Annotated in this window: 25 protein-coding genes; 12 read left to right on the top strand and 13 right to left on the bottom strand. The window is 42.0% G+C overall.

The features are described from left to right. Positions 1 to 138 precede the first annotated feature (138 nt). Positions 139 to 1,767 (top strand): ABC-F family ATP-binding cassette domain-containing protein, encoded by a 1,629-nt coding sequence (locus FG28_RS18055; RefSeq protein WP_036385363.1) that lies wholly within the window; start codon positions 139 to 141, stop codon positions 1,765 to 1,767. Here the strand turns inward: FG28_RS18055 and FG28_RS18050 are convergent. Continuing rightward, positions 1,764 to 2,483, bottom strand: coding sequence for a hypothetical protein (locus FG28_RS18050; RefSeq protein ID WP_036385360.1), 720 nt, complete (start codon positions 2,481 to 2,483; stop codon positions 1,764 to 1,766). The genes FG28_RS18055 and FG28_RS18050 overlap by 4 nt on opposite strands. A 215-nt stretch (positions 2,484 to 2,698) precedes the next feature. Between FG28_RS18050 and FG28_RS18045 the strand changes: the two genes are divergently transcribed. Next, a complete protein-coding gene (locus tag FG28_RS18045) occupies positions 2,699 to 3,235 on the top strand; it encodes a fasciclin domain-containing protein (protein WP_036385358.1) in 537 nt (178 codons plus the stop codon). Positions 3,236 to 3,237: 2 nt separating this feature from the next. Here FG28_RS18045 and pheT read toward each other — a convergent pair whose 3' ends face one another. Next, positions 3,238 to 5,655 (bottom strand): phenylalanine--tRNA ligase subunit beta, encoded by a 2,418-nt coding sequence (gene pheT, locus FG28_RS18040; RefSeq protein WP_036385355.1) that lies wholly within the window; start codon positions 5,653 to 5,655, stop codon positions 3,238 to 3,240. A gap of 129 nt (positions 5,656 to 5,784) precedes the next feature. Here pheT and FG28_RS18035 point away from each other — a divergent pair, with 129 nt between their 5' ends. After that, positions 5,785 to 7,032 (top strand): peroxiredoxin, encoded by a 1,248-nt coding sequence (locus FG28_RS18035; RefSeq protein ID WP_036385353.1) that lies wholly within the window; start codon positions 5,785 to 5,787, stop codon positions 7,030 to 7,032. Here FG28_RS18035 and leuB read toward each other — a convergent pair. Continuing rightward, positions 7,029 to 8,147 carry a 3-isopropylmalate dehydrogenase gene (leuB, locus tag FG28_RS18030; protein WP_036385352.1) on the bottom strand — a complete coding sequence of 373 codons (1,119 nt, stop codon included), beginning with the start codon at positions 8,145 to 8,147 and terminating at the stop codon, positions 7,029 to 7,031. The two genes, FG28_RS18035 and leuB, sit on opposite strands and share 4 nt — an antisense overlap. Positions 8,148 to 8,188: 41 nt before the next feature. Then, the gene (locus FG28_RS18025) at positions 8,189 to 9,361 is read right to left on the bottom strand and encodes a 2-isopropylmalate synthase (RefSeq protein WP_081894451.1); all 1,173 of its coding nucleotides are present in this window, start codon (positions 9,359 to 9,361) and stop codon (positions 8,189 to 8,191) included. A 146-nt stretch (positions 9,362 to 9,507) separates the two neighbouring features. Between FG28_RS18025 and FG28_RS18020 the strand changes: the two genes are divergently transcribed. Next, complete coding sequence (locus FG28_RS18020) at positions 9,508 to 11,052, top strand: hypothetical protein (RefSeq protein ID WP_036385350.1); 1,545 nt, start codon at positions 9,508 to 9,510, stop codon at positions 11,050 to 11,052. Here FG28_RS18020 and FG28_RS18015 read toward each other — a convergent pair. Genes FG28_RS18015 through panB form a run of 3 tightly spaced genes read right to left on the bottom strand, consistent with a single transcriptional unit; the run spans position 11,049 to position 12,994 of the window. Beyond that, complete coding sequence (locus FG28_RS18015) at positions 11,049 to 11,768, bottom strand: RluA family pseudouridine synthase (protein WP_051947473.1); 720 nt, start codon at positions 11,766 to 11,768, stop codon at positions 11,049 to 11,051. The genes FG28_RS18020 and FG28_RS18015 overlap by 4 nt on opposite strands. Beyond that, positions 11,765 to 12,115, bottom strand: a complete 351-nt coding sequence (locus tag FG28_RS18010) for a four helix bundle protein (RefSeq protein ID WP_036385347.1) — start codon at positions 12,113 to 12,115, stop codon at positions 11,765 to 11,767. Before FG28_RS18010 ends, FG28_RS18015 begins: the two co-directional genes overlap by 4 nt. A gap of 60 nt (positions 12,116 to 12,175) precedes the next feature. Continuing rightward, the gene (gene panB, locus FG28_RS18005; RefSeq protein ID WP_036385345.1) at positions 12,176 to 12,994 is read right to left on the bottom strand and encodes a 3-methyl-2-oxobutanoate hydroxymethyltransferase; all 819 of its coding nucleotides are present in this window, start codon (positions 12,992 to 12,994) and stop codon (positions 12,176 to 12,178) included. Between the two features lie 72 nt (positions 12,995 to 13,066). Here panB and FG28_RS18000 point away from each other — a divergent pair, with 72 nt between their 5' ends. Beyond that, positions 13,067 to 13,549 carry a nuclear transport factor 2 family protein gene (locus tag FG28_RS18000; protein ID WP_036385343.1) on the top strand — a complete coding sequence of 161 codons (483 nt, stop codon included), beginning with the start codon at positions 13,067 to 13,069 and terminating at the stop codon, positions 13,547 to 13,549. A gap of 25 nt (positions 13,550 to 13,574) precedes the next feature. Here the strand turns inward: FG28_RS18000 and FG28_RS17995 are convergent, their stop codons facing one another. The 3 genes from FG28_RS17995 to FG28_RS17985 all read right to left on the bottom strand — a co-directional run bounded on the left by FG28_RS17995 (position 13,575) and on the right by FG28_RS17985 (position 16,745). Further along, positions 13,575 to 14,105: an STM3941 family protein gene (locus FG28_RS17995; protein ID WP_036385342.1), complete on the bottom strand. Its 531-nt coding sequence runs from the start codon at positions 14,103 to 14,105 to the stop codon at positions 13,575 to 13,577. An 88-nt stretch (positions 14,106 to 14,193) separates the two neighbouring features. Beyond that, positions 14,194 to 15,297 (bottom strand): glycoside hydrolase family 105 protein, encoded by a 1,104-nt coding sequence (locus FG28_RS17990; RefSeq protein WP_036385340.1) that lies wholly within the window; start codon positions 15,295 to 15,297, stop codon positions 14,194 to 14,196. A gap of 23 nt (positions 15,298 to 15,320) precedes the next feature. After that, positions 15,321 to 16,745 carry an L-serine ammonia-lyase gene (locus FG28_RS17985; protein ID WP_036385338.1) on the bottom strand — a complete coding sequence of 475 codons (1,425 nt, stop codon included), beginning with the start codon at positions 16,743 to 16,745 and terminating at the stop codon, positions 15,321 to 15,323. Positions 16,746 to 16,975: 230 nt separating this feature from the next. On the opposite strand from FG28_RS17985, the gene dnaK reads away from it, so the two are divergent. Then, positions 16,976 to 18,889: a molecular chaperone DnaK gene (dnaK, locus tag FG28_RS17980; protein ID WP_036385336.1), complete on the top strand. Its 1,914-nt coding sequence runs from the start codon at positions 16,976 to 16,978 to the stop codon at positions 18,887 to 18,889. A gap of 115 nt (positions 18,890 to 19,004) precedes the next feature. Here the strand turns inward: dnaK and FG28_RS17975 are convergent, their stop codons facing one another. Together FG28_RS17975 and FG28_RS17970 are read right to left on the bottom strand one after the other, a co-directional pair. Continuing rightward, entirely contained in the window at positions 19,005 to 19,649 is a 645-nt protein-coding gene (locus tag FG28_RS17975) for a response regulator transcription factor (protein ID WP_036385335.1), read from the bottom strand. A gap of 661 nt (positions 19,650 to 20,310) precedes the next feature. Beyond that, the gene (locus FG28_RS17970; protein WP_051947472.1) at positions 20,311 to 21,156 is read right to left on the bottom strand and encodes a PD40 domain-containing protein; all 846 of its coding nucleotides are present in this window, start codon (positions 21,154 to 21,156) and stop codon (positions 20,311 to 20,313) included. Between the two features lie 370 nt (positions 21,157 to 21,526). On the opposite strand from FG28_RS17970, the gene FG28_RS17965 reads away from it, so the two are divergent. Further along, positions 21,527 to 23,002, top strand: a complete 1,476-nt coding sequence (locus FG28_RS17965; protein WP_036385333.1) for a potassium/proton antiporter — start codon at positions 21,527 to 21,529, stop codon at positions 23,000 to 23,002. Between the two features lie 26 nt (positions 23,003 to 23,028). Here the strand turns inward: FG28_RS17965 and FG28_RS17960 are convergent, their stop codons facing one another. Next, positions 23,029 to 23,418: a DoxX family protein gene (locus FG28_RS17960; protein ID WP_036385331.1), complete on the bottom strand. Its 390-nt coding sequence runs from the start codon at positions 23,416 to 23,418 to the stop codon at positions 23,029 to 23,031. Positions 23,419 to 23,527: 109 nt separating this feature from the next. Between FG28_RS17960 and FG28_RS17955 the strand changes: the two genes are divergently transcribed. The 5 genes from FG28_RS17955 (at position 23,528) to FG28_RS17935 (ending at position 26,327) form a co-directional block, all read left to right on the top strand. Then, positions 23,528 to 24,106 (top strand): Crp/Fnr family transcriptional regulator, encoded by a 579-nt coding sequence (locus FG28_RS17955; RefSeq protein WP_036385329.1) that lies wholly within the window; start codon positions 23,528 to 23,530, stop codon positions 24,104 to 24,106. Positions 24,107 to 24,185: 79 nt separating this feature from the next. Beyond that, positions 24,186 to 24,737 carry an NADPH-dependent FMN reductase gene (locus FG28_RS17950; protein ID WP_036385327.1) on the top strand — a complete coding sequence of 184 codons (552 nt, stop codon included), beginning with the start codon at positions 24,186 to 24,188 and terminating at the stop codon, positions 24,735 to 24,737. A 6-nt stretch (positions 24,738 to 24,743) separates the two neighbouring features. Beyond that, on the top strand, positions 24,744 to 25,466 hold the full coding sequence (locus tag FG28_RS17945) for a GNAT family N-acetyltransferase (protein WP_036385325.1): 723 nt from the start codon (positions 24,744 to 24,746) through the stop codon (positions 25,464 to 25,466). A 29-nt stretch (positions 25,467 to 25,495) separates the two neighbouring features. Further along, positions 25,496 to 25,801, top strand: a complete 306-nt coding sequence (locus tag FG28_RS20305; protein WP_051947470.1) for an antibiotic biosynthesis monooxygenase — start codon at positions 25,496 to 25,498, stop codon at positions 25,799 to 25,801. Positions 25,802 to 25,877: 76 nt separating this feature from the next. Beyond that, the gene (locus FG28_RS17935) at positions 25,878 to 26,327 is read left to right on the top strand and encodes a DMT family transporter (RefSeq protein WP_036385323.1); all 450 of its coding nucleotides are present in this window, start codon (positions 25,878 to 25,880) and stop codon (positions 26,325 to 26,327) included. Positions 26,328 to 26,335 lie beyond the last annotated feature (8 nt).

The following is a 26,335-nucleotide window of genomic DNA, read 5'->3' as shown; positions in this document are numbered from 1 at the left end:
TTAAGGATACCTGTTAGCTGAGCTTGTTAATGTGTAGTTAAATGTTGTAAAACTGTGTTTTTGTGGCTTTTAATAATGTGTACTTAAATTGGATTTACGGATTGGTTTTAGCTACTTTTGCAAAAAAATAATAGTTGCATGTTATCAGTATCCAATTTATCCGTACAGTTTGGAAAACGCGTATTGTTCGATGAAGTAAACGTAAGCTTTACCGATGGAAATTGCTATGGTATCATTGGGGCCAATGGTGCTGGGAAATCCACTTTTTTGAAGATTTTGTCAGGGCAGTTGGACCCTACATCGGGGCATGTTCATCTGGAACCGGGAAAACGTATGTCCATTTTGGAGCAGAACCACAACGCGTATGACGAATTTACGGTATTGGAGTCTGTGGTGATGGGAAACAAGCCCTTGTATAAAATCAAAAAGCAGATAGATGCCCTTTATGCCGATTACTCGGATGAAAATGCGGAGAAGATAGGGGAGTTGCAGGTAGAGTTCGAGGAAATGAACGGTTGGAATGCAGACAGTGATGCCGCCGCACTTTTATCAAACTTGGGGATTACTGAAGATTTGCATTACACCACCATGGCCGACATGGACTCTAAATTAAAAGTACGGGTGTTGTTGGCCCAGGCTTTGTTCGGAAACCCTGATGTACTGATCATGGATGAGCCTACCAACGATTTGGACTACGAGACCATCAATTGGTTGGAGAACTTTTTGGCCAATTATGAAAATACCGTAATTGTGGTTTCCCACGATAGACACTTTTTGGACGCTGTTTGTACCCACATTGCCGATATCGATTTTGGAAAAATCAATCTGTACTCAGGAAACTACACATTTTGGTACGAGAGTAGCCAGTTGGCGGCCCGACAGAGAGCGCAACAGAACAAGAAAGCTGAAGAAAAGGCCAAAGAGCTCAATGAATTTATTCAACGATTTAGCGCCAACGTGGCCAAAAGCAAGCAGGCTACTTCCCGAAAGAAGATGTTGGATAAACTGAAGGTGGAGGACATTAAACCTTCTAGCCGAAGGTATCCAGCTATCATTTTTGACCGTGAACGTGAAGCGGGAGATCAAATCCTGAATGTGGAGAAACTTTCCGCCACCTCCGAAGATGGGGATGTGCTGTTTCAAAATGTGAACATCAATTTGGCAAAAGGCGATAAAGTGGCCATTCTTTCCAAAGATTCTAGAGCTACAACTGCATTTTACGATATTATAGCGGGAAAAACCAAGGCTGATTCCGGTTCGTACCAGTGGGGCGTGACCACTACACAGTCCTATTTGCCTGCGGACAACTCCGATTTTTTCAAAGAGGACATTAATTTGGTGGACTGGTTGCGCCAATGGGCAAAGACCGAGGAGGAACGCGAAGAGGTCTACATCCGCGGATTTCTGGGAAAAATGTTGTTCAGTGGGGAAGAGGCTTTGAAAAAATGCACCGTACTCTCCGGTGGAGAAAAAGTCCGTTGCATGCTGAGCCGTATGATGATGCTTCGGGCCAATGTGTTGTTATTGGATGAACCCACCAACCATTTGGACCTGGAAAGCATTACGGCCTTCAACAATTCCTTGAAAAACTTTAAAGGCACCATTCTATTGACCACCCACGATCACGAGTTTGTGCATACCGTGGCCAATAGAATCATAGAATTGACCCCAAAAGGCACCATTGACCGTTACTTGACCTTTGACGACTACATGTCTGATAAGTCCATTAAAGAGCAACGGGAAAAAATGTACGCCGTTCCGGTCTAGGCATTAAAATATTTGCTGTTCCAAATGGCGGGATTAAAGTTCTTGCCCAAAGCAAATCCGTAAAAGATAACCACGGATGCCATACATTTGAACATAAAAAAGAAAATGATCCAAAACTCGGCGGTGGAATTGTTTTTTGAAAACAATCCATCGGGTACCATAAGCGTCACCACATAACTGATCAAAACTACAAGCAAGGTGAGGTTCACAATATTCTTAAAGGGCCATGCCAAAAGTTTTCGAAACGGGTGCAGGTCATTGCCCCATTTGTGGACCAAATAAAAATAATCGTTTCCAATGGGAGCGAAGAGAAGGGGGTCATCTTTGTCCTCCAACTTAAATAGTTTGGAAGGTGCCATAATTTTGTACCCTTTTAGTTCGGTGTTATGGGATGCCTCCAATTGTTTTATTTTGGAAATGGCATTTTGTGGAATCTTCCCCTTAAAATAGGAGCTGTCCAAAAAGCGAAGCCTATAATCTATGCAGATTTCCTTTATTTGATCTATGTGGAAGATTTTATCAGAATCCAAAAGATCAAAAACAAAATCATTGGAGTTGGATTTGTTTTTTGAAGCGAGTTCCGTGGAAATTTTCTCTTCTTTCAAGGTGTCCTTTTGTAAAATTTCTTGGACTTCTTGTAAAATTTGAGCTTCTTTTTTCTGTCTGCTCCTGATTCTTTGGAGCTTTTCTTCAATGTCAGTTCCCTTAAAAATCATACCTGTTTTCTTAGCAATTCATTCAAAGTTAATGAATTGAACTATTGATAACGGACAGGCTTTATAAAAACACTGCGTTAACATTTCGTTAAATCAAATTTGAAGCAAAAAAAATGCCTGTTGTTTTAACAAAATAATGTATCTTATCGAAGATTTTGACCTTTAATCGTAAAACCATACTAAATTGACCACCACCCAAATCTGAGAACCAACCTATGAAAGCCCCCCTTGCTACAATTTTGCTCTGCCTTTTTTTTACTGCTAGCACATCAATATATTCACAAAGTACCGGTTCATCCAGTTCTCCCATAACCCAGAGCACAATAGGTACAGACCACCATAAAATTCTTTCTGCCGCCGTTGAAGCCACTCAATTGGATGATGTTCTCGAGAACGCAGGACCATTTACAATCTTTGCACCTTCGGATGCGGCTTTCGAGCGGTTTTCAAGCGAGAAAATGAATCAGTTGATCAACTCGCAGGACAAAAGCGCGTTGAAGTCGTTGGTGGCATACCATATTGTGGCAGGACATTTAACGGCTTCCCGAATTTTACGTGCCATGTGCAGGGGCAATGGAAAAGCTAGTTTTACCACTATTCAAGGGAAAAAATTATTGGCACATTTGGATGGTTATGACATTGTTTTAACCGACCCTATAGGAAATACAGCCCGAATCACTACGGCTGATGTCAACCAAAGAAACACGGTCATCCATGAAATTGACAGCGTGATTCTTCCCGTTCAAATGTGAGTCTAGCGTAGTTCTGCTCCCAATTCTTTTTGGTACTGGGCCAAGAGTTTGCCCATAATTTTATCGATTTGCTTATCGGTCAAGGTTTTCTTTTCATCCATAAGCGTAAAACTTACGGCATAGGATTTTTTACCTTCGGGTAGATTTTTGCCAGTATACACATCAAATAAGTTTACCTTTTTCAATAACTTTTTCTCCGTGCTCCAAGCAATGTCGTACACTTTTTGGAAAGAGGCGTTTTCATCCAACAACAGGGCAAAATCCCGGGTTACCTCTGGGAATTTTGGGATATCCTGAAAGACTATGTTTTGGGTGCTCACCAATGACAGGATGGAATCCCAATGGAAATCAGCGAACAAAACATCTTGTTTAATATCAAACTTCTTTAAAATGGTTTTGCTTACCAATCCATAAGAAGCCAACACCGCTCCATTTTTGCTGCACAATAGTCCTTCCGCATAAACGGAGTCTGAATGAGGCCTTGTTTCAATATCCTTCAATCCCAACCGTTCAAACAAACTTTCAACAATACCTTTAAGGAAGAAGAAATCGGTTTTTTTTGAGGGCACTGCCCAACTGTCACTAGCCCGGTCTCCAGAAATGAAAAGGGACAAATGCCGTTTCTCTAGGTTTTCCTCATTGGATTTATGATAGGTTTTACCAAATTCAAAAAACTTGAGATTGGTTTTCTGTCTATTGTGGTTGAAACTCACGGTTTGCAATCCTGAGAACAGCATGGAAGTCCGCAGAACTGAAAGGTCGGCACTTAACGGATTTAGCATCTTTACGGCTTCATCTTCACTACCAATCCCTTCTGTTTCAGAAGCAACCAAACTATTTGTCATGATTTCATAAAAACCTTGGGCCGCCAACATATTTCCGATTACATCTTGAATTTTGTGGTTTTCAAATCGGGATGTCTTGGCAATGGAAGCGTTCAACTTTTCTTTATAATCGATATTGTTGTACCCATAGACTCTTAAAATCTCTTCGATTACATCTACCTCACGGGTCACATCCACCCTATAGGTTGGTATGGTGAGCCCTAAACCTGATTCGGTGACATTGTTGATTCGGATTTCCAAGGAAGACAATATGGATTTAATGGTGTCCCTTGGAATCTCTTGCCCAATCAAGGAGTTGATTTTGTCAAAGGTCAAGAACACCTGTCGTTCCTGCGGCTTTTTAGGATAAAGGTCTACCAATTCTGAACTGATATAGCCTCCGGCAATCTCACGAATCAACAAAGCAGCTCTTTTCAAGGCATACTCGGTCATGTTGATGTCAATGCCGCGTTCAAATCGGAACGATGCATCTGTGTTAAGCCCATGTCTTTTTGCTGTTTTGCGGATGGAAACAGGGTCAAAATAGGCACTCTCCAAGAAAATGGCTGAGGTATGCTCAGTTACACCTGAATGAATTCCACCAAAAACCCCGGCAATGCACATGGGTTTTTCGGTATCACAGATCATAAGATCATCTTCATGAAGCTCGCGCTCCACCTCGTCCAGGGTTTTAAACTTTGTCCTGGCAGGAAGCGTTTTCACTTCAATTTTATTGCCCTTGATTTTTGAGGCATCAAAAGCGTGCAAAGGTTGCCCCAATTCATGTAGCACGTAGTTGGTCACATCCACCACATTGTTGATGGGGGACAGGCCAATGGCTTTTAAACGGTTCTTCAACCAATCGGGTGAATCCTGTACGATAAGATTGCTTATGGTAACACCACAATATCTGGGAGCAAGTTTACTGTCCTTGACTTCAACATCTATCTTCAAGGAGCGGTTATCAATGGAAAAGTTACTCGTGGAAGGGGTTACCAACTCTTTTTGGATTTCCTTTTGTTCCAAACCGGCCTTAAGGTCACGGGCCACTCCAAAATGACTCATGGCATCGGCACGATTGGGTGTGAGCCCTATTTCAAAAACCTCGTCATTTTCTATTTCAAAAACCTTGGAACATGGAGTGCCCGGTGCCAGGGATTCGTTCAGCACCATAATACCATCATGACTATCACCCAGACCCAATTCATCTTCAGCACAGATCATGCCTTGGCTTTCCTCGCCACGAATCTTTCCTTTCTTAATTTGCCAAGCCTCTCCTTCTTTGGTATACAGTGTAGTTCCAATGTTGGCCACAGGAACTTTTTGGCCCGCTGCCACATTGGGAGCGCCACAAACAATTTGTAATGGGGTTTCCTGACCAACATCAACCGTGGTCAATTTTAAACGGTCCGCATTGGGGTGAGGTACGCAGGTTAGTACATGTCCAACAACTATTCCCTTTAATCCTCCCTTGACGGATTCAAAACTGGAAATGCCCTCAACCTCAAGACCTAGATCCGTCAATAATTCCCCGGTTTTCTGTGAGTCCCAATCAATCTGCAAAAACTGCTTCAACCAGTTGTAAGAAATCTTCATACCCCAATTTTAGAGTCGACAAATATAAAACAATGGGGGGATAGATTCAACGTAAATAGTGTCCATAAGTCGAATGGAATTGTAAGTTTTGGATCGGTTTTGCTACTTTTAGGAAAAATCTTTCAAGGTATGAGAAGAATTTGTGTGCTGTTACTTACTGCTGCACTGTTGATTGCATCTTGCAAAAAGGAAGAACCGAAGAAGTTGACCTTAGGGGATTGGCTGGGTAAAATGAAGGTTTCCGATTCGCAATCATTGCCTTTTAACTTTACACTTTCTTTGGATGAAGATGGAAAATACCTCATGAAGATGTATAATGCGGAAGAAGAAATCACGGTGGATGAAATAAGCGTCGACGGCGATTCCATCACTATTCGAATGCCCATATTCGATGGCCACTTTATAGGCACTTTTTCCGAGAACACGATGCAAGGAAACTTTGTTGAGGAAAGTAAGGAGCGGAGTGTTCCTTTTAGTGCAGCGTACGGAAAGAAAGATCGCTTTGAAGTAAATGACCCCGCCGAAGTGAACATTTCAGGCATTTGGGAAGCGTATTTTAAGGTAAATACCGAAGATGAATATCCAGCAAAGGGCATTTTCATGCAAAACGGCAATAAGGTAAAAGGTACGTTTAGAACAAAAACTGGAGATTATCGCTATTTGGAAGGTGTGGTGACAGGGGATAGCATGAAACTTTCCGCATTTGACGGCTCCCACGTGTACCTGTTCATGGCGCAGGTTACGGATAGTACATTGGATGGTACATTTTATTCAGGAAGGCATTCGGTTCAAGAGTTTTTGGGTGCCCGTAACGAAGCCTTTGAACTTCCGGATGCGGACTCATTGACGTATCTTAGAGAAGGTTACGACAAATTCGATTTTTCGTTTCCTGATCCTACCGGCAAAATGGTGAGCCTTTCGGACCCTCAATTTAAAAACAAAACAGTATTGGTGCAGATTATGGGCACGTGGTGCACCAATTGTTTGGATGAAACCCGATTTTATGTCGATTTTTTGGAAAAGCACCCGCAATTGAATATTGAACTGGTAGCCTTGGCTTTTGAATATGCAAAGACCAAAGAGAAGGCTTTTGAAGGGATTTCCCGACTTAAAGAAAGAACAGGAGCTGACTATCCTATCCTTTTAGCACAATATGGCACCTCCAATAAGCAAAAGGCAAATGAGAAACTGCCCATGTTGAATCATATTCTATCGTACCCCACAACCATTTATATTGATAAAAATGGGGAAGTGAAAAAAATACATACGGGCTTTAACGGTCCTGCAACCGGTGAAAAGTACGAGCAGTTTAAAAAACAGTTTGCCGAAACTATTGAAGCATTGACTCAAGAGACAGGCGAAATCTCTGCGGATTAAATAATGGTGGATTTGCCTAAATCGATATTTTCATCGTTCATATTGAAATCATCCTCAATATCCACAATGTTGTGGGCGATAAAATCACCAACTTGATTGGTCCCATATTGACTTTTGGGCTTTAAGTCTGGAGTAACGATTCCCCTTTTCAAGGCTTTGTCCACTGCTTTTTTTATGGCAACTGCCTCTTCGATAAGGTTAAAATGTTCCAATAACATCGCTGCGGATAGGATGGAGGCAATGGGGTTGGCAATATCTTTTCCTGCTCCCTGCGGAAATGAACCGTGAATGGGTTCAAACAGGGCATTTTCCTCACCAACCGAAGCCGAGGCCAGTAGTCCTATAGAACCTCCAATGACACTCCCTTCGTCGGAAATAATATCCCCGAACATATTTTCGGTAAGGATGACATCAAACTGACTTGGATTTAAAATGATTTGCATGGCCGCATTGTCCACAAATAGGAAATCCAATACAACTTCAGGATAGCTTTCACCGATTTTGGCAACCACTTTTCGCCATAGTCGGGAAGATTCCAGGACATTCGCCTTATCCACTAAAGTGAGTTTCTTTTTTCTCGTTTTTGCTGCCTTGAAGGCCAAATGCGCAATGCGGCTTATTTCTTCTTCGGAATATTCACAAAGATCAGAGGCCACAGTGCCTTCTTCATTCAATTTTTTCTCCCCAAAATAAATACCTCCGGTCAACTCTCTGTAAATGAGAAAATCAGTTCCAGAAATGATTTCTTTTTTTAGGGGCGATTTATCGATTAGAGAGGGATATGCCTGTACGGGTCTGATATTGGCAAATAAACCCAACTCTTTGCGTAACTTCAACAAACCCTGTTCGGGACGAACCTTGGCATTGGGGTCGTTGTCATATTTTGGGTCACCGATAGCTCCGAAAAGCACAGCATCGGCCTCTTTACAGAGTTTTAGCGTATTGTCGGGTAGGGGAGTTCCCTTTTTTTGAATGGCGATGGCACCTACAGGTGCTTCTTTGTAAACAAAATGGTGATTGAACGTTTCCTCAACAGCCTGCAAACATTTTACTGCCTGGGCCAACACCTCGGGTCCTATACCATCTCCAGGGAGCAAAGCAATATTCAAATTCATCTAGTAACCGGGATTAAAATTTTAAAACTGGTGGTTGGAAATTACGCAATGCTTTGGATGCTGATATTGCTGGTCTCCACAATTTGATGGATATCCTCGTCCAAAATTTCTTTTTTAACGTCAGCAAACTTCAGGAAATTTTCGTAGACGGCATCCAACTGTATTTTGGTAAGTTCGTACCCTACTTTTTTGGCTCTATAAGCTAGAGCGGCACGTCCACTTCTTGCAGTTAATACAATAGAGGATTCATTGACGCCCACATCCTTGGGGTCGATGATTTCATACGTCTCACGTTGTTTGATGACACCATCCTGGTGGATTCCTGAGCTGTGCGCAAAGGCATTGGCCCCTACGATGGCTTTATTGGGCTGCACGGGCATTCCCATTTTTTGGGAGACCATTCGGCTTGTGTCCCAAAGCAGTTTGCTGTTGATGCCTGTATCCAAATTAAGGTAAGGATGTTGTCTCAAGATCATCACCACTTCCTCCAAAGAAGTATTCCCTGCACGTTCTCCAATACCATTGATGGTACATTCAATTTGTCGGGCTCCGTTAACCACACCGGCAATGGAGTTGGCCGTGGCCAAGCCCAAATCGTTATGACAGTGGCAGGAAAGGATGGCCTTGTCTATACCTTTAACATTTTCCTTCAAGTATTTCATTTTGGCACCGTATTCTTCGGGCAAGCAATATCCAGTGGTATCAGGAATATTGAGCACAGTGGCGCCGGCCTTGATGACCGCTTCGCAGACCTGTGCCAAAAACTCGTTGTCCGTACGTCCGGCGTCTTCCGCATAAAACTCAACATCTTCCACAAAAGTTTTCGCATAGGCAACGGCATCCACGGCACGCTCTATGATTTTTTCGCGGGTAGAGTTGAACTTGTACTTGATGTGGGAATCCGATGTTCCGATTCCCGTATGTATTCTTGGTTTATTTGCTTTCTTGATGGCCTCGGCGGCCACTTCAATGTCCTTTTTAACAGCGCGGGTTAGCCCACAGACCGTTGCATTTTTGACCAACTTTGAAATTTCTTCAACAGATTTAAAGTCGCCAGGACTGGAAATTGGGAAGCCAGCTTCGATCACATCCACGCCCAAATCATCCAGGCGCTTGGCAATCACCAATTTTTGCTCCGTGTCCAACTTACATCCAGGAACTTGTTCTCCGTCTCTCAGTGTCGTATCAAAAATTTGTACCTTATCTTTACCCATTATTTTTGTCTGTTTCTTCTAAGTACTACGAAAATAGACAAGGATAAGGGAAGAATAAAAAAGGGCTGGAACCCTTTACAACGTTAAATTGTATTCACTATAATGTAATATATTGAAATACAAATAGTTAAATTATATTTTTTACGATGACAAATGCCAGTAAGGACGCGTTGTTCGTGTTGATAAAATCGCTTTCCAAATCGGAAAAACGCCAATTTAAGCTGTATGTTGGCCGATTGGGGGTCAATACGGATGCGAAATTTTTGGCGCTTTTTAATCTTTTGGACAAGTTACGGAGGTATGACGAGCGACAAATTTTGGAGAGTGGCATCGTAAAAAAGGCACAGCTTTCCAACCTAAAAGCGCATTTGTACAAACAAATCTTGGTGAGTCTTCGTTTAAATCCCGTGAACCAAAATGCACGTGTGCAGATTAGGGAGCAATTGGATTTTGCCACCATCCTGTACCAAAAAGGGTTGTACAAGCAAAGCTTGAAAATTTTGGACAAGGCCAAAACGTTCGCTATTGAGCATGAGGAAAAAAATGTGGCCTACGAGATTGTGGAATTGGAAAAAGTTATTGAGACCCAATACATTACCCGAAGCATTCCAGATAGGGCCGATGAACTTGCGGTGCAGGCCAAGGAACTCTCCGCCTTAAATGTGATGGCAAGCAAATTGTCCAACCTTTCCTTACAATTGTACGGAATGATGCTGAAAGTGGGCTATGTGCGAAGTGATGAAGACCTACAAAAAGTAAAAACCTATTTTGAAACCCATTTGCCTACCTATGAACTGGAGAAACTGGGATTTCGGGAGAAGCTTTGGCTGTACAAAGCTCATCTCTGGTATAGTTTGTTGATTCAGGACTTTTTGTCAGCCTACAAATATGCCAGTAAATGGGTAGACCTTTTCTACGAAAACGAGGAGATGATTCCATTGAATCCGGTTTTTTTCTTAAAAGGGAACCATTACCTTTTGGAGTCGCTTTTCTTTGTAAAATATGCTTCCCAGTTTAAGGAAACCTTGGACCGTTTGGAAAAACAGGTGGAAAATCCAAATTTTCCGCAAAACGATAATATTGCTTCCTTGGCGTTTTTGTACATCAACTCTAATAAACTCAACCTTCATTTCTTGGAAGGCACTTTTGACAAGGGGCTCTATCTGGTCAATATTATAGAATATGGCATCAAAAAGCACAGGGAACGGATAGATGAGCACCACATTATGCTGCTTTATTATAAGATTGCCTGTTTGTACTTCGGAAATGGAGACAACAAAAACTGTATTGTCTATTTAAAAAAGATTATTTCCAACAAAAACCTGAAAATGCGCGAAGATTTGATGTGCTTCGCCCGGGTATTGAGTCTTGTGGCACACTATGAGGCAGGGATGGACTATCACTTGGAAGTTCAACTTAAAAGCACCTATAAGTTCTTATTGAAAATGAACGACTTACATGCTGTTCAAAAAGAGATGATCAAGTTTTTGAGAGGCTTGGGAGATATTTACCCGCATGAGCTCAAGAATGAGTTCCAAAAACTCTACAACGAGTTGAAAAAATACGAGAATCACCCTTACGAGAAACGGGCATTCCTGTACCTGGACATCCTTTCATGGTTAGAAAGCCATTTGGAAAATAAACCCGTAGGTCAGATTATCCGCGAAAAAGCACTTGCGGTTACCCGTTAAAGACAGGCATTCCAAACAGGATCTTCCGGTGGCGGAGCCACAAAGGTCATGATTTCCTTTTGCACGGGATGTTCCAATTCCAAACTTCGAGCGTGCAAGTGGATGCCTCCGTCTTTGTTGCTTCGATCAGCCCCGTATTTTAAATCTCCTTTGATGTAACTGCCCAAGGCTGCCAATTGTGCACGGATTTGATGATGTCGACCCGTCTTTAAATCAATTTCCAACAGGTAATAGTTATCCAGTTTTTTAAGGAGTCGGTACTCCAGAACCGCTTTTTTACTGTTGGCTACTTCCTTGTCATGCGCATAGGACTTGTTCTGTTTGGGATTTCGAACCAGCCAATGCGTCAACGTTTCTTGGTGGTCTCTCGGCGCATTCTGGACCACGGTCCAATAGACTTTTTTGGTATTTCCTTCCGAAAACAATTTGTTGAGTCGGGGTAGGGCTTTTGAGGTTTTGGCAAAGAGTACAATCCCCGAAGTGGGTCTGTCCAGCCGGTGCACCACGCCCAAATACACGTTGCCGGGCTTGTTGTATTTTTCTTTGAGGTATTGTTTTACTACTTCGCTTAGTGGCGTGTCTCCTGTTTTGTCTCCCTGAACAATATCGCCCACTCTTTTATTGACTACAATAAGGTGGTTGTCTTCATAAAGGACTTGAAGGTTGGTGGGGTTGGATTTGATGGATTTTTGGTCTTTTGGATTTTTGGAATTCACTTCAGAGTGGATTTGAATTTGGAGGTCATTTTTATGATTGAGTTCAATTTGTCGGTTAAGAATCCCAATGTTTTGTCTGACAAAAAGCCTAAATCATTTGATATTAGAAGTTGCGTTTCTACTTCATACATTGAACCAAGAGCTATTTCTAAAAATCTTGAAAAGTCTTTGTTTGATTTTCTCGAACACCCTTCAGAAATGTTTGAGGGAATAGAAACCGCTGCTCGTCTAAGTTGATTAGAAATTCCGAATTTTTCCGTTTCAGGAAAGCTTCCAGTTATTTTGTAAATGTCAGAACAGAATTCTCGACTTAATTTCCATATGTCCAAATCTTTGAATCGATGCATAAGTAGGAATTTTTTAGAAGAAAGATATCAAAATATCTAACAATCCAATATTCCAACAATCTAGTAAGACTCATCATCATTGGGAAAATCCCGACTCTTCACATCATCCACATATTGTGAAATGGCTTCGCTCATATCATCATAGAGATTCATGTACCTTCTTAAAAAGCGGGGATGGAACTCATGCGTCATGCCCAACAAATCATGAACCACCAAAACCTGTCCGTCCACTCCGTTTCCAGCTCCAATGCCAATGACCGGAATAGAAACACTTTCGGCCACTTCTTGGGCCAATTTTGCCGGTATTTTTTCCAAAACGATTCCAAAACAGCCCAATTCCTCCAATAGTTTGGCATCTGATTTCAATTTTTCAGCTTCCTCTTCTTCCTTGGCACGAACGGTGTAAGTTCCGAATTTATAAATGGACTGTGGCGTAAGGCCCAAATGCCCCATTACAGGAATGCCAGCTTGAAGAATCCGACTTACCGACTCTTTGATTTCTGTACCACCTTCCACTTTTATGGCGTGGGCACCACTTTCTTTCATGATTCGTATAGCGGAACGAAGTGCCTCCTTGGAATCACTTTGATAACTTCCAAAGGGAATATCTACTATCACCAAAGCCCTTTTGGCCGCCCGAACCACGGAACTTGCATGGTAGATCATTTGATCCAAAGTAATGGGAAGCGTGGTTTCATGCCCCGCAATGACATTACTGGCAGAGTCCCCTACCAGAATCACATCTACATTGGCGGCATCCACAATTTTGGCCATGGAGTAATCATAAGAGGTGAGCATGGAAATTTTCTCACCACTTTGTTTCATTTCAATCAAGGATTTCACCGTGACCCTTTTGTATTCTTTTTTGGCGACAGACATTCGGTTCAATTTTATGTGCTAAATGTAAGCAGATTTGTTTAATTTGGGGGTCAATCAAAAAACAACAGTATCATGAGAATTGTATTCAGTTTAGCATTTTTTTGTTTCGTATTCAGCAATGCCAATGCCCAAGGGCCCAACCCTCCCGAAATTGATGCCCAAAAACAAGTAAAGCAGGTCATTGAAACTTTTTTTAACGGATTTCACAAACAGGATTCCAGTATCATCAAGAGCACAGTGGCCGATAAAGTTGTGCTCCAGACCACTGGAAAGGACCAAGAGGGGAAGACCCGTTTCAGGGAAGAGGAGTTTTCAAAATTCCTGACCTCCATCTGCAGTATCCCAGATAGCATCAAGTTTCAGGAGAAACTCACTTCGTTCTCCATTCAGGTGGACCGAACCATGGCCAATGCTTGGGTGGGATATGAGTTTTGGTTGAATGATGAATTCAGTCATTGTGGCATCAACTCCTTTCAATTGGTGGATTTTGATGGGGAATGGAAAATAATTTACCTCATTGATACTAGAGGAAAAGCAGGATGTATGGAGGAGTAGACTACTGCTTTCAGGAGAATTCCATTTAGGATTTATAGGTATTGAAATAAAGATTCAGCTTTTCTTTCAACTGGGTATGGCTTAAGGGCAAACCGTTAGCAGAAATATTGAATGGTGAGTTGTAATTTTCAACATTGTATTTCATCAATTGTCTCCTAAGGGCATTCTCTTCTTTTTCCACCCAAGAAGTAGGATTTTCGACGTTTATGATTATGATTTTGGTGCCGTGGATGTTAATTTCATTAAATCCAAGAATTTCATTCCACCCAATAAAATCACTCATAGATTTACTGGGATCTACATTTAAACCTTTCGGGCTAATGATGAGCATGAGACGATTAGCAATCAATCCCTTTATTCCCGCATAGATACCCAATCCAAAAAAGAGAATGGAGACCACCCCGATACCTCTTATCAGCAATGGGCTTTTTCGTAAAGAATCGGAAAGTGAGTTGGCTTCAAGCATAAACCATATGCCCAAACCAACAAAAATCAAAGACCCTATCAATAACAAAAAGGACTTTTTCTTACTGCTGAATATTTCTATGCTTTCCATAAAATTGAAGTTAAATAGTGGAAGTAGAACGATGTAAATCCAGATTTATTAAGATTGGATTCAACAATGCCTTAAAAATCATACCGCTTCACTCGCCACTGTACAATTTGTAAACTTCGGTTCCTGCGCTTAAAAAAGCACCCGTCCCATAGACCTCGGTTCTATCAGGCCATGCTTTTCCGGGAGCGGCACCAATGGGCTGCACATAGCCCAACATACCTTCCGGGGTAATATAGCTAGTCAGGGCCTTCCAAGCTTTTTCAACGGCAGGGCCATAGGTCTTTTTGTCCAAAACACCGTTGTTGATACCCCAAGCGAGACCAAACACATAAAAAGAAGTTCCACTGGTTTCCGGGGTGGGATAAAATTCCTGACCCAACAGGCTCATGGCCCAATGTCCTTCGGGCGTTTGAATTTTCAGGAGTTTGGCGGCCATTTTTTCAAAAATGTCTTTGAAATATTGGTGTTCTGAACTTCCGGGTTCCAGCTCGTTCATGATGTTGACCAACCCAGCGAATACCCATCCATTGCCTCGCGACCAAAATATTTTAGTGCCATTATCCAGTTTGCCCATGTAGCTTTCATCACGGTAGTACAAATTCTCCTCTTTGTCAAAAAGAAAATCGGTGGTGGCCTTGAATTCATCCATCATGAAATCCAAATATTTTTTCTCCCCCGTAATCTTATACAGTTTGGCCCATACAGGTGGTGACATGAAGAGGGCATCGCACCAGTTCCATCGGGACTGATGAAAGGGACTTTGCCAAGTCAATGCGGTTTTGGCCGGGTGATATAAGATATAATCAAACTGCTCTTGGGTGGGTTTCAACATTTTTTCATCACCATATTTTCTAAAAAGGTCGAGGTAAAACTGCCCTACGGTATGGTCATCAGCATGGTACAATCGCTCGTGCAATTTCCAATTATTCAACTCACCGACAGTTTTGAGCCAGGTGTAATATTTGTCCCTATCTGACATGGCAGCCCATTTGGCCATGCCTACGTAAAGCGCTCCGTTGGTCCAGTCCAATGGATGGTGGGGCGAATCATAGGTAAAGGCATCCCGATAGTGCTCAATTTGCCAATCAGCAACCTTTTTCATGATGGCTTTTACCTCTTTCGGTTTGATTTCTTGGGAAAGAATGGTTGTTGAAAAAAGAAGACATCCCAATATGATAGTAATGTGTTTCATGATTTTGATTCTATTTGATACAATTAACAGTCACTTAAAAATACGCCTACGGCTAGACCTCCTTCTGAGGTTTCTTTATATTTTGAGCTCATGTCCTTGGCGGTTTCCCACATGGTGTTCACCACCTTGTCCAAAGGGACTTTGGCTTCTTTTGGGTCCGTATCCAAGGCAAGCTCTGCTGCATTGATGGCTTTTATGGCCCCCATAGCGTTGCGCTCAATACAGGGCACCTGCACCAAACCTCCAATGGGGTCGCAAGTGAGCCCCAAATGGTGTTCCATGGCAATCTCAGCGGCAATCAACACCTGTTCTGGAGAACCACCCATCAGTTCGGTCAAACCCGCTGCTGCCATGGCCGAGGAAACTCCAATTTCCGCTTGGCATCCACCCATGGCTGCTGAAATGGTGGCCCCTTTTTTAAAGATACTGCCCACTTCGCTGGCCACCAATAAAAACTGCCGGATATCATCAAAATCAGCATCGTGGTTTTCAATGACCATATAGTACATCAAAACGGCTGGGATAACACCGGCACTTCCATTGGTGGGCGCGGTGACAACCCTTCCCAATGAGGCATTTACCTCATTCACACTTAGCGCAAAACAGCTGACCCATTTAATGATTTGGCGGAATTTCACTTCAGTATCCCGGATACTCTCCAACCATTCCTGTGGATTGGAGTAGGGGACGTTCCCCTTCAATTTTTGGTGCATCTCAAAAGCACGACGCTTCACGTTGAGTCCACCGGGGAGTTTTCCTTCGGTATGGCAGCCCACATACATGCATTCCAACATGGTATTCCAGATCTGATGTAAGCCTTCATCAATTTCTTGAGCAGTTCTCAGGGAAAGTTCATTTTCCAAAACAATCTCAGAAATGGATTTGCCTTGGTCAAGACAGTGTTGGAGCAATTCATTTCCAGTTTTGACGGGATGTGGAAAAGTCTTGAAGGTCTCTTTGTTTTCTTTGGCATGAATGAGTTCTTCTTTTACCACAAAACCACCGCCAATGGAATAGTAGGTTTCTGTGACAAGTTTGCCGTTTGCCAATTGTGCTTCAAATTGAATGGCATTGGAGTGAAAGGGTAAAAATTCTTTTTTGAAGATGATATCAGTTCCGAAATCGAATGGAATTTCCCGAACACCCCCAAAGTTCAATTTTTGACTGGTTTTAAGTTGTTCCAGTGAGACGCCAATGCTTTCAATTGGAACAGTGACAGGGTCAGTGCCCAACAATCCCATCACCACGGCAATATCCGTGGCATGACCTTTTCCGGTCAAGGAAAGAGAACCATAGAGATACACCTTGATTTCTTTGACTTGGTCAAAAACACCCTGCTCTTTCAATTCGCTTATCCAGCGCTCTGCCGCCCTCCACGGGCCGAGGGTATGGGAACTGGAAGGCCCCACACCAATTTTAAGCATATCAAACACACTAATACATTCCATAGCTGCAATTTGCTGTTTCAAATATAACAACCTCCAGCATATAAAATCGGAATTGGAAAAGAAGGAATCAACAAAGAAAATTACTGTGACATACCTGCAATTTTGCCCAATTCCCTATCAATCTTGACCAAATAGCTGACACCTTGTCATATTCTGGCGCATGGCATAATCATTGACCTTTTATGTGCGAGCTTAAAAAAGAACTGTAAACAGATATAACTTTAGATACGATGAGCAAAATTATAGGTATAGACTTGGGTACGACCAACTCCTGCGTCTCTGTAATGGAAGGTAACGAACCTGTGGTAATTCCAAACGCCGAAGGTAAACGCACCACTCCTTCTGTAATTGCATTTGTGGAAGGCGGAGAAATAAAGGTGGGAGATCCCGCCAAAAGGCAAGCGGTCACCAACCCAAACAAAACGATTTATTCGATCAAGCGGTTCATGGGTAACAAATACTCAGAATCCAAAAAAGAAGCGGACCGAGTTCCTTATAAGGTTACAAAAGGCGACAATGATACCCCACGTGTGGATATCGATGGTCGTTTGTATACCCCTCAAGAACTTTCGGCCATGATTCTTCAAAAAATGAAGAAAACAGCCGAGGATTACTTGGGTCAGGATGTAACCCGTGCGGTCATCACCGTTCCTGCTTACTTTAACGATTCCCAAAGACAGGCCACCAAAGAAGCTGGTGAAATTGCCGGTCTTACCGTGGAGCGAATCATCAACGAGCCAACCGCGGCATCTTTGGCCTATGGTCTTGATAAGAAAGATACCGACCAAAAGATTGTGGTATTTGACTTTGGTGGTGGTACGCACGACGTTTCCATTTTGGAATTGGGAGACGGTGTTTTTGAAGTATTGTCAACCGATGGTGACACACACCTGGGTGGTGACGATGTTGACCAAAAAATCATTGACTGGTTGGCCGAGGAGTTCATGAAAGATGAGGATATGGACCTTCGTAAGGATGCCATGGCACTTCAACGTTTGCGCGAAGCTGCTGAAAAGGCTAAAATTGAGTTGTCATCTTCTGCACAGACAGAAATCAACCTGCCTTATGTAACCGCGACGGCTTCAGGACCGAAGCACTTGGTGCGGACACTATCACGTTCCAAGTTTGAACAATTGATTGAAGACTTGGTGAAAAGAACTATTGAACCTTGTGAGAAGGCGTTGAAATCGGCCGGTCTTTCAAAAAGTGACATTGACGAGATTATTTTGGTAGGTGGTTCTACCCGTATCCCTGCGGTACAGGAGGCCGTTGAGAAATTCTTCGGTAAAAAACCATCCAAAGGCGTTAACCCAGATGAGGTTGTAGCGATTGGAGCCGCTATCCAAGGTGGTGTATTGACAGGGGATGTAAAAGACGTACTTCTATTGGATGTTACCCCACTTTCATTGGGTATTGAGACCATGGGAAGCGTATTCACCAAATTGATTGAGGCGAACACCACTATTCCTACCAAGAAGTCACAGGTATTCTCCACTGCGGCGGACAATCAACCTTCGGTTGAAATCCACGTGTTGCAAGGAGAGCGTCCTATGGCAGCGGATAACAAAACTATTGGTAGGTTCCACTTGGATGGAATTCCACCAGCGCCAAGAGGTACTCCCCAAATTGAAGTGACCTTCGATATTGATGCCAACGGTATCATCAAGGTTTCTGCAACGGATAAAGCTACCGGTAAATCACAGGATATTCGTATTGAAGCTTCTTCCGGTTTGACCGAGGAAGAAATCAAAAAGATGAAAGCTGAAGCGGAAGCCAATGCCGAAGCGGATAAAAAAGCGAAGGAAACCGCTGATAAATTGAATGAGGCCGATGCCATGATCTTCCAAACTGAAAAGCAGTTGAAGGAATTCGGTGATAAATTGTCCGATGACAAGAAAAAACCGATTGAAGATGCTTTGGAAGAATTGAAGAAAGCCTACGAGACCAAGGATGTTGCCGTTATTGAACCTGCTTTGGAGAAAATCAACGAAGCGTGGAAGGTGGCCTCTGAGGAAATGTACAAGGCACAAGCCGATGCAGCTCAAGCTAACGGGGCTGATACTGCTGGAGCAGAAGGCTCGGCAAGTGGCGATACCAAAGAAGGCGATGACGTTGAGGACGTAGACTTCGAAGAAGTCAAGTAGCCTGTCCTGAGCGAAGTCGAAGGATAGATTTTGAAGAGGTTAAGTAAACTTCTAAATAGATAGATTAAAAAACCCTGACTTTCGGTCAGGGTTTTTTGTTTGCCTGGTTTTGGGATTATGCAGCATTCAGTTGCCGCATTTCCATTTCCCGAAGCTTTTGCAACGCTTCGGATTTTGAGTTAACATTTAGTTTGACGTAAATGTTCTGGATGTGAAAATTCACCGCACTGGGTGTTACACAAAGTCGGTCCGCAATCATTTTGTAGGTAAATCCCTGGGTAAGGAGTTCAATGATTTGGTTTTCCTTTCGCGAAAAGGAATCAAAGGTCTTCATTTGGAAGGAACTGATGATTTTTTTCACTAAATCGTGCTCCAATGCAACGCCGTGCTGGTCAAGTGCTTCAACTGCATTGAACAATCTCTCCTTGGTCAACGGTTTGGTCAAATAACCACTGGCACCTTTTTTAAAGGCTTCCTTAATGAGTTTAAAATCGTTCTTTTTACTCATCATCAAGACCTTGAGGTCTTCGTTCTTTTTATGGAGGTATTCCAGTCCGTCGATTCCGGAAATTCCGGCCAAGGAAACTTCAGAAATCACAATATCCGGATTGGTGCGCCCAAAGTTGGACAATAGGTCGTGCACAGATTTATAGATACCGTGCAATTCATACGTGATCACATCTTCAAAATAAAATTTATAGATGGGATGCAAGCTCACATCATTATCGATGATTGCTATTTGTAAAGGGTTAGTTTTCATGATAAGAAAGATTTGGGGGTCTGACTCTTTTACATAATTCGCCTTCCATTCCGCCCAAATAGGGCAAAAGGTATTCCATTCGAAGTATTTTCAAGGTTGATACAATAGCCGACCGAAAGCATATTTCGCGCTAAGTAGGTATACGGAAATACCGGTGGCGTATATCAAAATTGAATATACCGACACTGATCCCAAAGGAATCACATCAAAAAATAAAGTTTAGAAAAGGTTGTAGGTTACCTAAAATGAGGTTGAAAGTAATTTTTAGGAATCCCTTTTTTCCGAGAGTTGTAGTTTTTTTTTCATGACTAAAAGATTTGGGTTTGTATTATTTCAAGAATTAAAGTAGAAATTTTTTTACTGCAATAGACGAAATTGTAGCTTTTTTCGTTCAAATGCATTCTTTCAATCACCTTGTAAAGGGGTGGAGTAAACCATAAATATTTGATAATCAAAATATTGAATAAAAAAACAGGGTGCTTTTAGTGGCACCCTGTTTCTGCTGAAAAAATCGGTCAGATTGAAATAATACAACCCGCTTTCTATGATAGACTGTCAGTTCCCCCTGTCTTTCTTATCATGGTCATGTGTGTTTCGATCTCGGCTATGAAACAGAATCAATGACACTTCAGGTATGGTTGACCGATTAATTGTTAATGTCTTATTTATCTTCAAATGAAGTACTGGTGTACTCCACACCATCATTCATTGCGGTTTGAAGGACGGCTCCATTGTCAGCAACATCCTCATACTCATTTTGGTTCTTTTTGCTGCTGCCATAGGCCACGGTGTATTGCGAGATGGTATGGTTTTGACCTCTGTTGCTCACTACAAATCCCAATCCCTTTTCTGGGCTCAACTGGATGGCATAGTCATCACTGTCACTGTTGATATGGTTCCCTAAGTTTACAGAAGGGGTAAGGGTGTTCAGCACAACTTGGGTAGCGTAAAGGTCCAAGCCGCCAAAGCCATCGCGTCCTTCAGAAGCAAAGAACAGCAGGGTTCCATTGTAAAGACTTGGGTAAAGCTCATCTTCCTTGGTGTTGACCTTAGGGCCGAGGTTTTTGGATACTCCAAGGCTTCCATCGGCCTTGATATCAGCAACATAAATATCATATTTCCCATAACTCCCTTTCATGTTGGAAGCGAAGAACAAACGCTTTCCGTCCTCAGAGATAGTTGGGTGCTTGGCAGAGGCATATTTTGGGCAAACCTCCATTTTAGTGATGTTTTTCCATTCACCATTAATATTTTCGGCTCTGTAGATTTCGTGTACGATTTCTTTTTTGGAGAATACTCCGTATAAAGGCTTTTGTTCGGATGTCTTACTGAAGTAAGCTGTTTTTCCATCTTTGGTGATGGTCATGGAGGGAACATATCCATCAATAGTGGATAGGTTGCCATCCAAAGTTGTACTGACGAGGTCTTTGGCCATTTGGGCCTTGGCAGTTGCACTGCAAAATAGCATTCCTGAAACAAGTAGGCTGTAAAAGATTGAACGTGTCATGATATTAGATTTGGGGGTTAATACATCACAAAGATCAAAAAGAATTACAGGGAATACTTATGAATTTTTCATAGGTTTTTGATTTTAACGGATAAAAAGTGCATTTCATCGAAAAAATTTTAGTCATTTAACGCATGATTGTGGACAAAATGCTGATAAACGGACTTTTATGTCGATAAACGACAAAAAATCAACTTACGGAAAGAAATCTAAATTTGATTGTAATGATTTTTAATATCGTTCACAGCTTATTTCATGCCGCTGCGGATAGCACAAATTGATTTACCTTCGCTACAGTAAATACCATCTACCAAAATTAGTGGTGCATTTCATCAATTCTTTCAAAATACTTTTGGTATACCTATAACGAATGGATTTAACCATTGAAAATATCATTTTGGTCGGCTCAATATTGTTGCTGATAAGCATTATTGCCGGAAAGACCAGCTACCGCTTTGGGATTCCCACCTTGCTGTTGTTCTTGACCATTGGTATGCTGGCCGGGTCTGATGGTATTGGGGGAATTAATTTTGACAATCCAAATATTGCGCAGTTCGTGGGGGTGGTTTCCCTAAATTTTATTTTGTTCTCCGGAGGTTTGGATACCAGTTGGCAATCCGTTAAGCCAGTTTTAAAGGAGGGAATTATGCTTTCCACCCTAGGGGTTTTGCTTACCGCATTGGGGCTGGGCTATTTTGTTTTTCTGATCACTGATTTTAGCCTATATGAAAGTTTGTTGCTGGGTGCCATTGTTTCTTCCACGGATGCAGCAGCGGTGTTTTCAATACTAAGGGGAAAAAACCTTGCACTCAAAAAAAATCTTAGACCAACCTTGGAGTTGGAGAGTGGGAGTAATGACCCCATGGCCTATGTGCTTACCATTGCTTTTTTATCCTTGGTTCAGCATCCTGAAAACAGTGCACTTTCCATTATTCCATTCTTCTTTTTACAAATGGTGATAGGTGGTGTGCTGGGGTTTCTTTTTGGCAAATTGAGCAAGATCATTATCAACAGGATCAAGCTGGACTTTGAGGGACTGTATCCTGTACTGACGATTACCTTGATGTTCATTACATTCTCTGCCACGAATTTTATCGGCGGAAATGGGTTTTTAGCCATTTACATTTGTTCGGTCTACTTGGGGAATCAAAACCTGATTCACAAAAAGACCATCATGCGTATGTTTGACGGTCTGGCTTGGCTTATGGAAATTGTTCTCTTCCTAACACTGGGTCTACTGGTTTTTCCATCGGAGATTGTTCCATTTATAGGGATAGGTTTATTGATTGCACTTTTTTTGATTTTTGTGGCCCGACCCTTGGCCGTTTTTATCTCGTTGATTCCCTTTAAAATGAAACTGAGACGTAGGTTCTATATTTCATGGGTTGGGTTACGGGGAGCGGTACCTATTGTATTTGCCACCTACCCGCTTTTAGCAGGAATAGATAAAGCAAGTATAATATTCAACATTGTGTTCTTTGTATCCATCACCTCGGTGCTTATTCAGGGAACCACCTTGTCCATTGTGGCAAAATGGTTACATGTTGGCCTCCCGGAAAGGGTAAAGCCGTTATCCCCAACAGATGAATTGCTTTCCGAGCACCCCAAAGCCCTTATGAAAGAAATAAAAATAGAGGAAGGTTGCCCAGCAGCGGGATTGAAAATCGTAAATCTTAACTTTCCAAAGAAAGCCATCATTGCAATGATCGAGCGTGATGGAAATTACCTTACACCGAATGGGTCCACCGTTATAGAGGCTAACGATAAGTTGGTGGTACTTACAGATAAGGTTGAGATCTTGGAAAAAGTATATGCATCCCTCTCGTTGCCAAGGGAGGACTTATAGCAATAAGCTCAATTTCTGGAAAATAGTTAGAAAAGTTTTTTGAGTATTGGAATTTGGTAACGGTTCATCCAAACCAGGATACCACAGAAAATAAAGGTGACCATTGCCAAAATGAACAAAGTGCCCCCATCATTTTGAACCACAATGCCCAGTTGGGTAAGGTGCGAAAAGATGGCACCGGCCATTAGCCCCAGCCCTAGAACGGCACCCAGCCATGTTGTCCGGGGAACCAAGATAAGAATAGCGGTAATCAATTCAAGAATTCCAATGCCAATGCGCCCAACAGGTTCCAGTCCCAAGGTTTCAAAAATATATACTGATTCTGGTGCCGCGGAAAACTTATAAAATAAAGTCTGCAATAGGATAACAGCAGGAACAACTTTTAGGGCCAGATCAACGATTGATTTTAGATTCATTGTTAGGGTTTTTTGTAATACATCGGATTGGTCGTAAAATTTTGATTTAGTTAACTTTGGTTGATTCTTTTTTTATAAATAGGTAGCTGTCAATCCAATAAATTAACCTGTGGAACCCAAAGAAAAACTTTTAGAGCATTTAAGGGAAACCATTGTATTGAGTTCATCCGAAGAAACGACTGTTTTGGATAGCTTTAAGGAACTGAGGCTCAAAAAAAAAGAAATCCTCCTTTTTACGGGCGATGTCTCTTCCCATATGCAGTTTATTGCGGAAGGGTGTTTACGGGCCTATTACATGGATGAAACCGCAAAGGAACATGTGGTTCAATTTGGAATTGAAGGCTGGTGGGTGAACGATCTTTACAGTTACCTCACCCAAACCCCCGCCAAACAATTTGTGCAGGCGCTGGAGCCCACGGTTGTTCTTCAGATTCATAGGGATGCCTTGCATGAACTATATGATAAAGTTCCTGCCATGGAACGTTTTTATCGGTTAAAGTTCGAGAAAGCTTACGTATCGCTCCAAGATAGAACCTTAAACGCAATGAGCAAGAGCGCCGAGGAACGTTATTTGGAATTTCGATCAAAATATAGGAATATAGAACAGCGGGTGCCCCAATACATGGTTGCTTCCTATTTGGGCATCACTCCGGAATTTTTAAGCGCACTCAGAAAAAAATTAAAATAAGCGTTTTTCTTAAGGCACCTTAAGATTGTTCTCTGGGACAAGAAATAGGTTTGTACTGAAATTTTTAAATCAGTACAGCATGAAAAAAATCATAGCCATTACGGGCAGCAACAATCCAGATTCAATCAATGAGAAATTTGTTAGATACCTCATTTCCGAATTTCCCGATGCAGGGATTGAGTTTGTGGACCTGAAAGACTTCAACGTACCTATCTATAGTCAAGCTATTGAAGAAATGGGTATTCCAGAAAAAATCAAAAAGCTCTTTCAAATTTTTACGGGAGCAGATGGATTTATACTGGCTTCCCCGGAACATAATGGACTTCCCTCCGCTTTTCTGAAGAACATCATTGATTGGCTTTCAAGGATCGACCAGCAATTTTTTGGTCAAAAGCCCATTCTTCTATTAAGTACATCCCCTGGTGTTACTGGTGGCCGAACCCATTTGCAGCTATTGGCAGGATTGGTTGGGCGATGGGGCGGACATCTGGTGGGGCAATATTCCTTGGGAAGTTTTACCGAAAATTTTGATGTTGGAAAAAAGGAGGTTGAAACCCGTTCCATTCGGGAAAAATTGAATGAGCTCGTATCAACGTTGGTAGAAATGGAAACGGAACACCTTCAAAACTAAGATGTCATGAACCAGCATATTGTAGAACACCTTTTTAGATTTTGGAGAGAGATTGGTAGGTTGGGCGGATTTATTCATCAGGGCATGGAGTATGACTATACAGCTCCAGACCAAAAATCATGGCCCAGCAAAGTCTTTGGTCTAAAAACTAGCGGACTGTATATCGATTCGCTAAAAGATGGAATAAGAGCAGAAGTTATCCCCAATTCTGTTGGCATTCATGAAGATGAAGAAATGGGAACACAGTTGCTCAATCAAGGTTTTGTATTGACTTCCAGTGTTGCGGCCATGTCAATGGATGCGACTGGTGGTAACTTTGAGCCTGAAACCTACATTGCACAAATAGAACGAGTGGATTCGGATGAAAAAGCAAGAATCTTTGCCGATGTGGCATCCCAATCCTTTGGGTATCCCGTTTTGGAAACGACCATATCCCCTTTACATAAAAGGCAATCGTTTAAGCTGTTTTTGGGTAAGCTAGGGAACTTTTATTGCAGTTGCGGGATTGTTTATTTGGATAAAGACAAAGTAGCTGGAATCCACATGATTGGAACTTTGCCCGAATTTAGGGGTAGGGGACTGGGAAAGATAATGACCAAACACTTGATTCAGGTTGCGCAAAAAAATGAAAGTCAACAAATTTTTTTGGTCGCCTCTGAGGCCGGCGAGCGGATTTATAGCAAAATGGGCTTTAAAAAGCACGGGGTTTTGCAAAGCTATTCTTTGTAGCTTGTTAGGGAATACAAAACTATTTAGCAATGCATGTTGTTATTTACAAATTTGAAGTAATCCAAGGAAGAGAACCACAATTTAGAGAGGTATGGGCTAAATTGACCCAAGCATTTTTGGATCACGCCATGAGTCTTGGTTCTCGATTGCATAAAGATGAAAATGGTGTTTTTATGGCCTATGCCCAATGGCCGGATGAGGAAACCTTTTTAAAATCAAAAGACAAACTACCATTATATTCCAAGAGGTTAATTTCCCAAATGGAAACATCATGTGCGTCGATTGCTATTCTCCACAAGTTGAATGTTGAAATGGATTTACTAATAAGTGGATAGACCAATTCCCATTTTATTAAGCTATGTTAATTTTTCACAGTTTTTCCAACCTTAGTTTTGCGGTAAATACATAAAGATGGACAAGGGTATTTATTTTTTACTGGCAATTTTGGGTGGAGTTTCCTTGGCCATGCAGGGAGGGCTCAATGCCCAATTGGGAGTGCAGCTTAAAAGTTCCATTCTGGCCTCTTTGGTGGCCTTTGCTTTCAGTGCATTATTTGCGCTCTTGTTGGTCTTGGTATTGACAAGGTCTTCAATGGATTTCAGTCTTTACAGAAATGTGCCTGCATATTTATGGTTCTCTGGAGCATTTTTCAGTGTGATTGGTATTTGTCTATACTATTATACCATTCCCAAACTGGGTATATCGACGATGATATCACTGGGGCTTTTTGGACAATTGCTTTTTGCCACTGTAGCCGGACACTTTGGATGGTTTGGCCTCCCTAATGAACCTCTTGTCATTAAAAGGGCATTGGGCATATTTGCAATGGCTTTGGGGATTTTCTTGATGAACAAAAATTAGAATATTGA

The sequence above is a fragment of the Muricauda sp. MAR_2010_75 genome (assembly GCF_000745185.1).
GTDB lineage: Bacteria > Bacteroidota > Bacteroidia > Flavobacteriales > Flavobacteriaceae > Flagellimonas.
This window is presented reverse-complemented; position numbering and strand designations above follow the sequence as displayed.

Coding starts and splice junctions, on each gene's coding strand:
- FG28_RS18055 (WP_036385363.1), top strand. CDS start 139: ATGTTATCAGTATCCAATTTATCCGTACAGTTTGGAAAACGCGTATTG.
- FG28_RS18050 (WP_036385360.1), bottom strand. CDS start 2,483: ATGATTTTTAAGGGAACTGACATTGAAGAAAAGCTCCAAAGAATCAGG.
- FG28_RS18045 (WP_036385358.1), top strand. CDS start 2,699: ATGAAAGCCCCCCTTGCTACAATTTTGCTCTGCCTTTTTTTTACTGCT.
- pheT (WP_036385355.1), bottom strand. CDS start 5,655: ATGAAGATTTCTTACAACTGGTTGAAGCAGTTTTTGCAGATTGATTGG.
- FG28_RS18035 (WP_036385353.1), top strand. CDS start 5,785: ATGAGAAGAATTTGTGTGCTGTTACTTACTGCTGCACTGTTGATTGCA.
- leuB (WP_036385352.1), bottom strand. CDS start 8,147: ATGAATTTGAATATTGCTTTGCTCCCTGGAGATGGTATAGGACCCGAG.
- FG28_RS18025 (WP_081894451.1), bottom strand. CDS start 9,361: ATGGGTAAAGATAAGGTACAAATTTTTGATACGACACTGAGAGACGGA.
- FG28_RS18020 (WP_036385350.1), top strand. CDS start 9,508: ATGACAAATGCCAGTAAGGACGCGTTGTTCGTGTTGATAAAATCGCTT.
- FG28_RS18010 (WP_036385347.1), bottom strand. CDS start 12,115: ATGCATCGATTCAAAGATTTGGACATATGGAAATTAAGTCGAGAATTC.
- panB (WP_036385345.1), bottom strand. CDS start 12,994: ATGTCTGTCGCCAAAAAAGAATACAAAAGGGTCACGGTGAAATCCTTG.
- FG28_RS18000 (WP_036385343.1), top strand. CDS start 13,067: ATGAGAATTGTATTCAGTTTAGCATTTTTTTGTTTCGTATTCAGCAAT.
- FG28_RS17995 (WP_036385342.1), bottom strand. CDS start 14,105: ATGGAAAGCATAGAAATATTCAGCAGTAAGAAAAAGTCCTTTTTGTTA.
- FG28_RS17990 (WP_036385340.1), bottom strand. CDS start 15,297: ATGAAACACATTACTATCATATTGGGATGTCTTCTTTTTTCAACAACC.
- FG28_RS17985 (WP_036385338.1), bottom strand. CDS start 16,745: ATGGAATGTATTAGTGTGTTTGATATGCTTAAAATTGGTGTGGGGCCT.
- dnaK (WP_036385336.1), top strand. CDS start 16,976: ATGAGCAAAATTATAGGTATAGACTTGGGTACGACCAACTCCTGCGTC.
- FG28_RS17975 (WP_036385335.1), bottom strand. CDS start 19,649: ATGAAAACTAACCCTTTACAAATAGCAATCATCGATAATGATGTGAGC.
- FG28_RS17970 (WP_051947472.1), bottom strand. CDS start 21,156: ATGACACGTTCAATCTTTTACAGCCTACTTGTTTCAGGAATGCTATTT.
- FG28_RS17965 (WP_036385333.1), top strand. CDS start 21,527: ATGGATTTAACCATTGAAAATATCATTTTGGTCGGCTCAATATTGTTG.
- FG28_RS17960 (WP_036385331.1), bottom strand. CDS start 23,418: ATGAATCTAAAATCAATCGTTGATCTGGCCCTAAAAGTTGTTCCTGCT.
- FG28_RS17950 (WP_036385327.1), top strand. CDS start 24,186: ATGAAAAAAATCATAGCCATTACGGGCAGCAACAATCCAGATTCAATC.
- FG28_RS17945 (WP_036385325.1), top strand. CDS start 24,744: ATGAACCAGCATATTGTAGAACACCTTTTTAGATTTTGGAGAGAGATT.
- FG28_RS20305 (WP_051947470.1), top strand. CDS start 25,496: ATGCATGTTGTTATTTACAAATTTGAAGTAATCCAAGGAAGAGAACCA.
- FG28_RS17935 (WP_036385323.1), top strand. CDS start 25,878: ATGGACAAGGGTATTTATTTTTTACTGGCAATTTTGGGTGGAGTTTCC.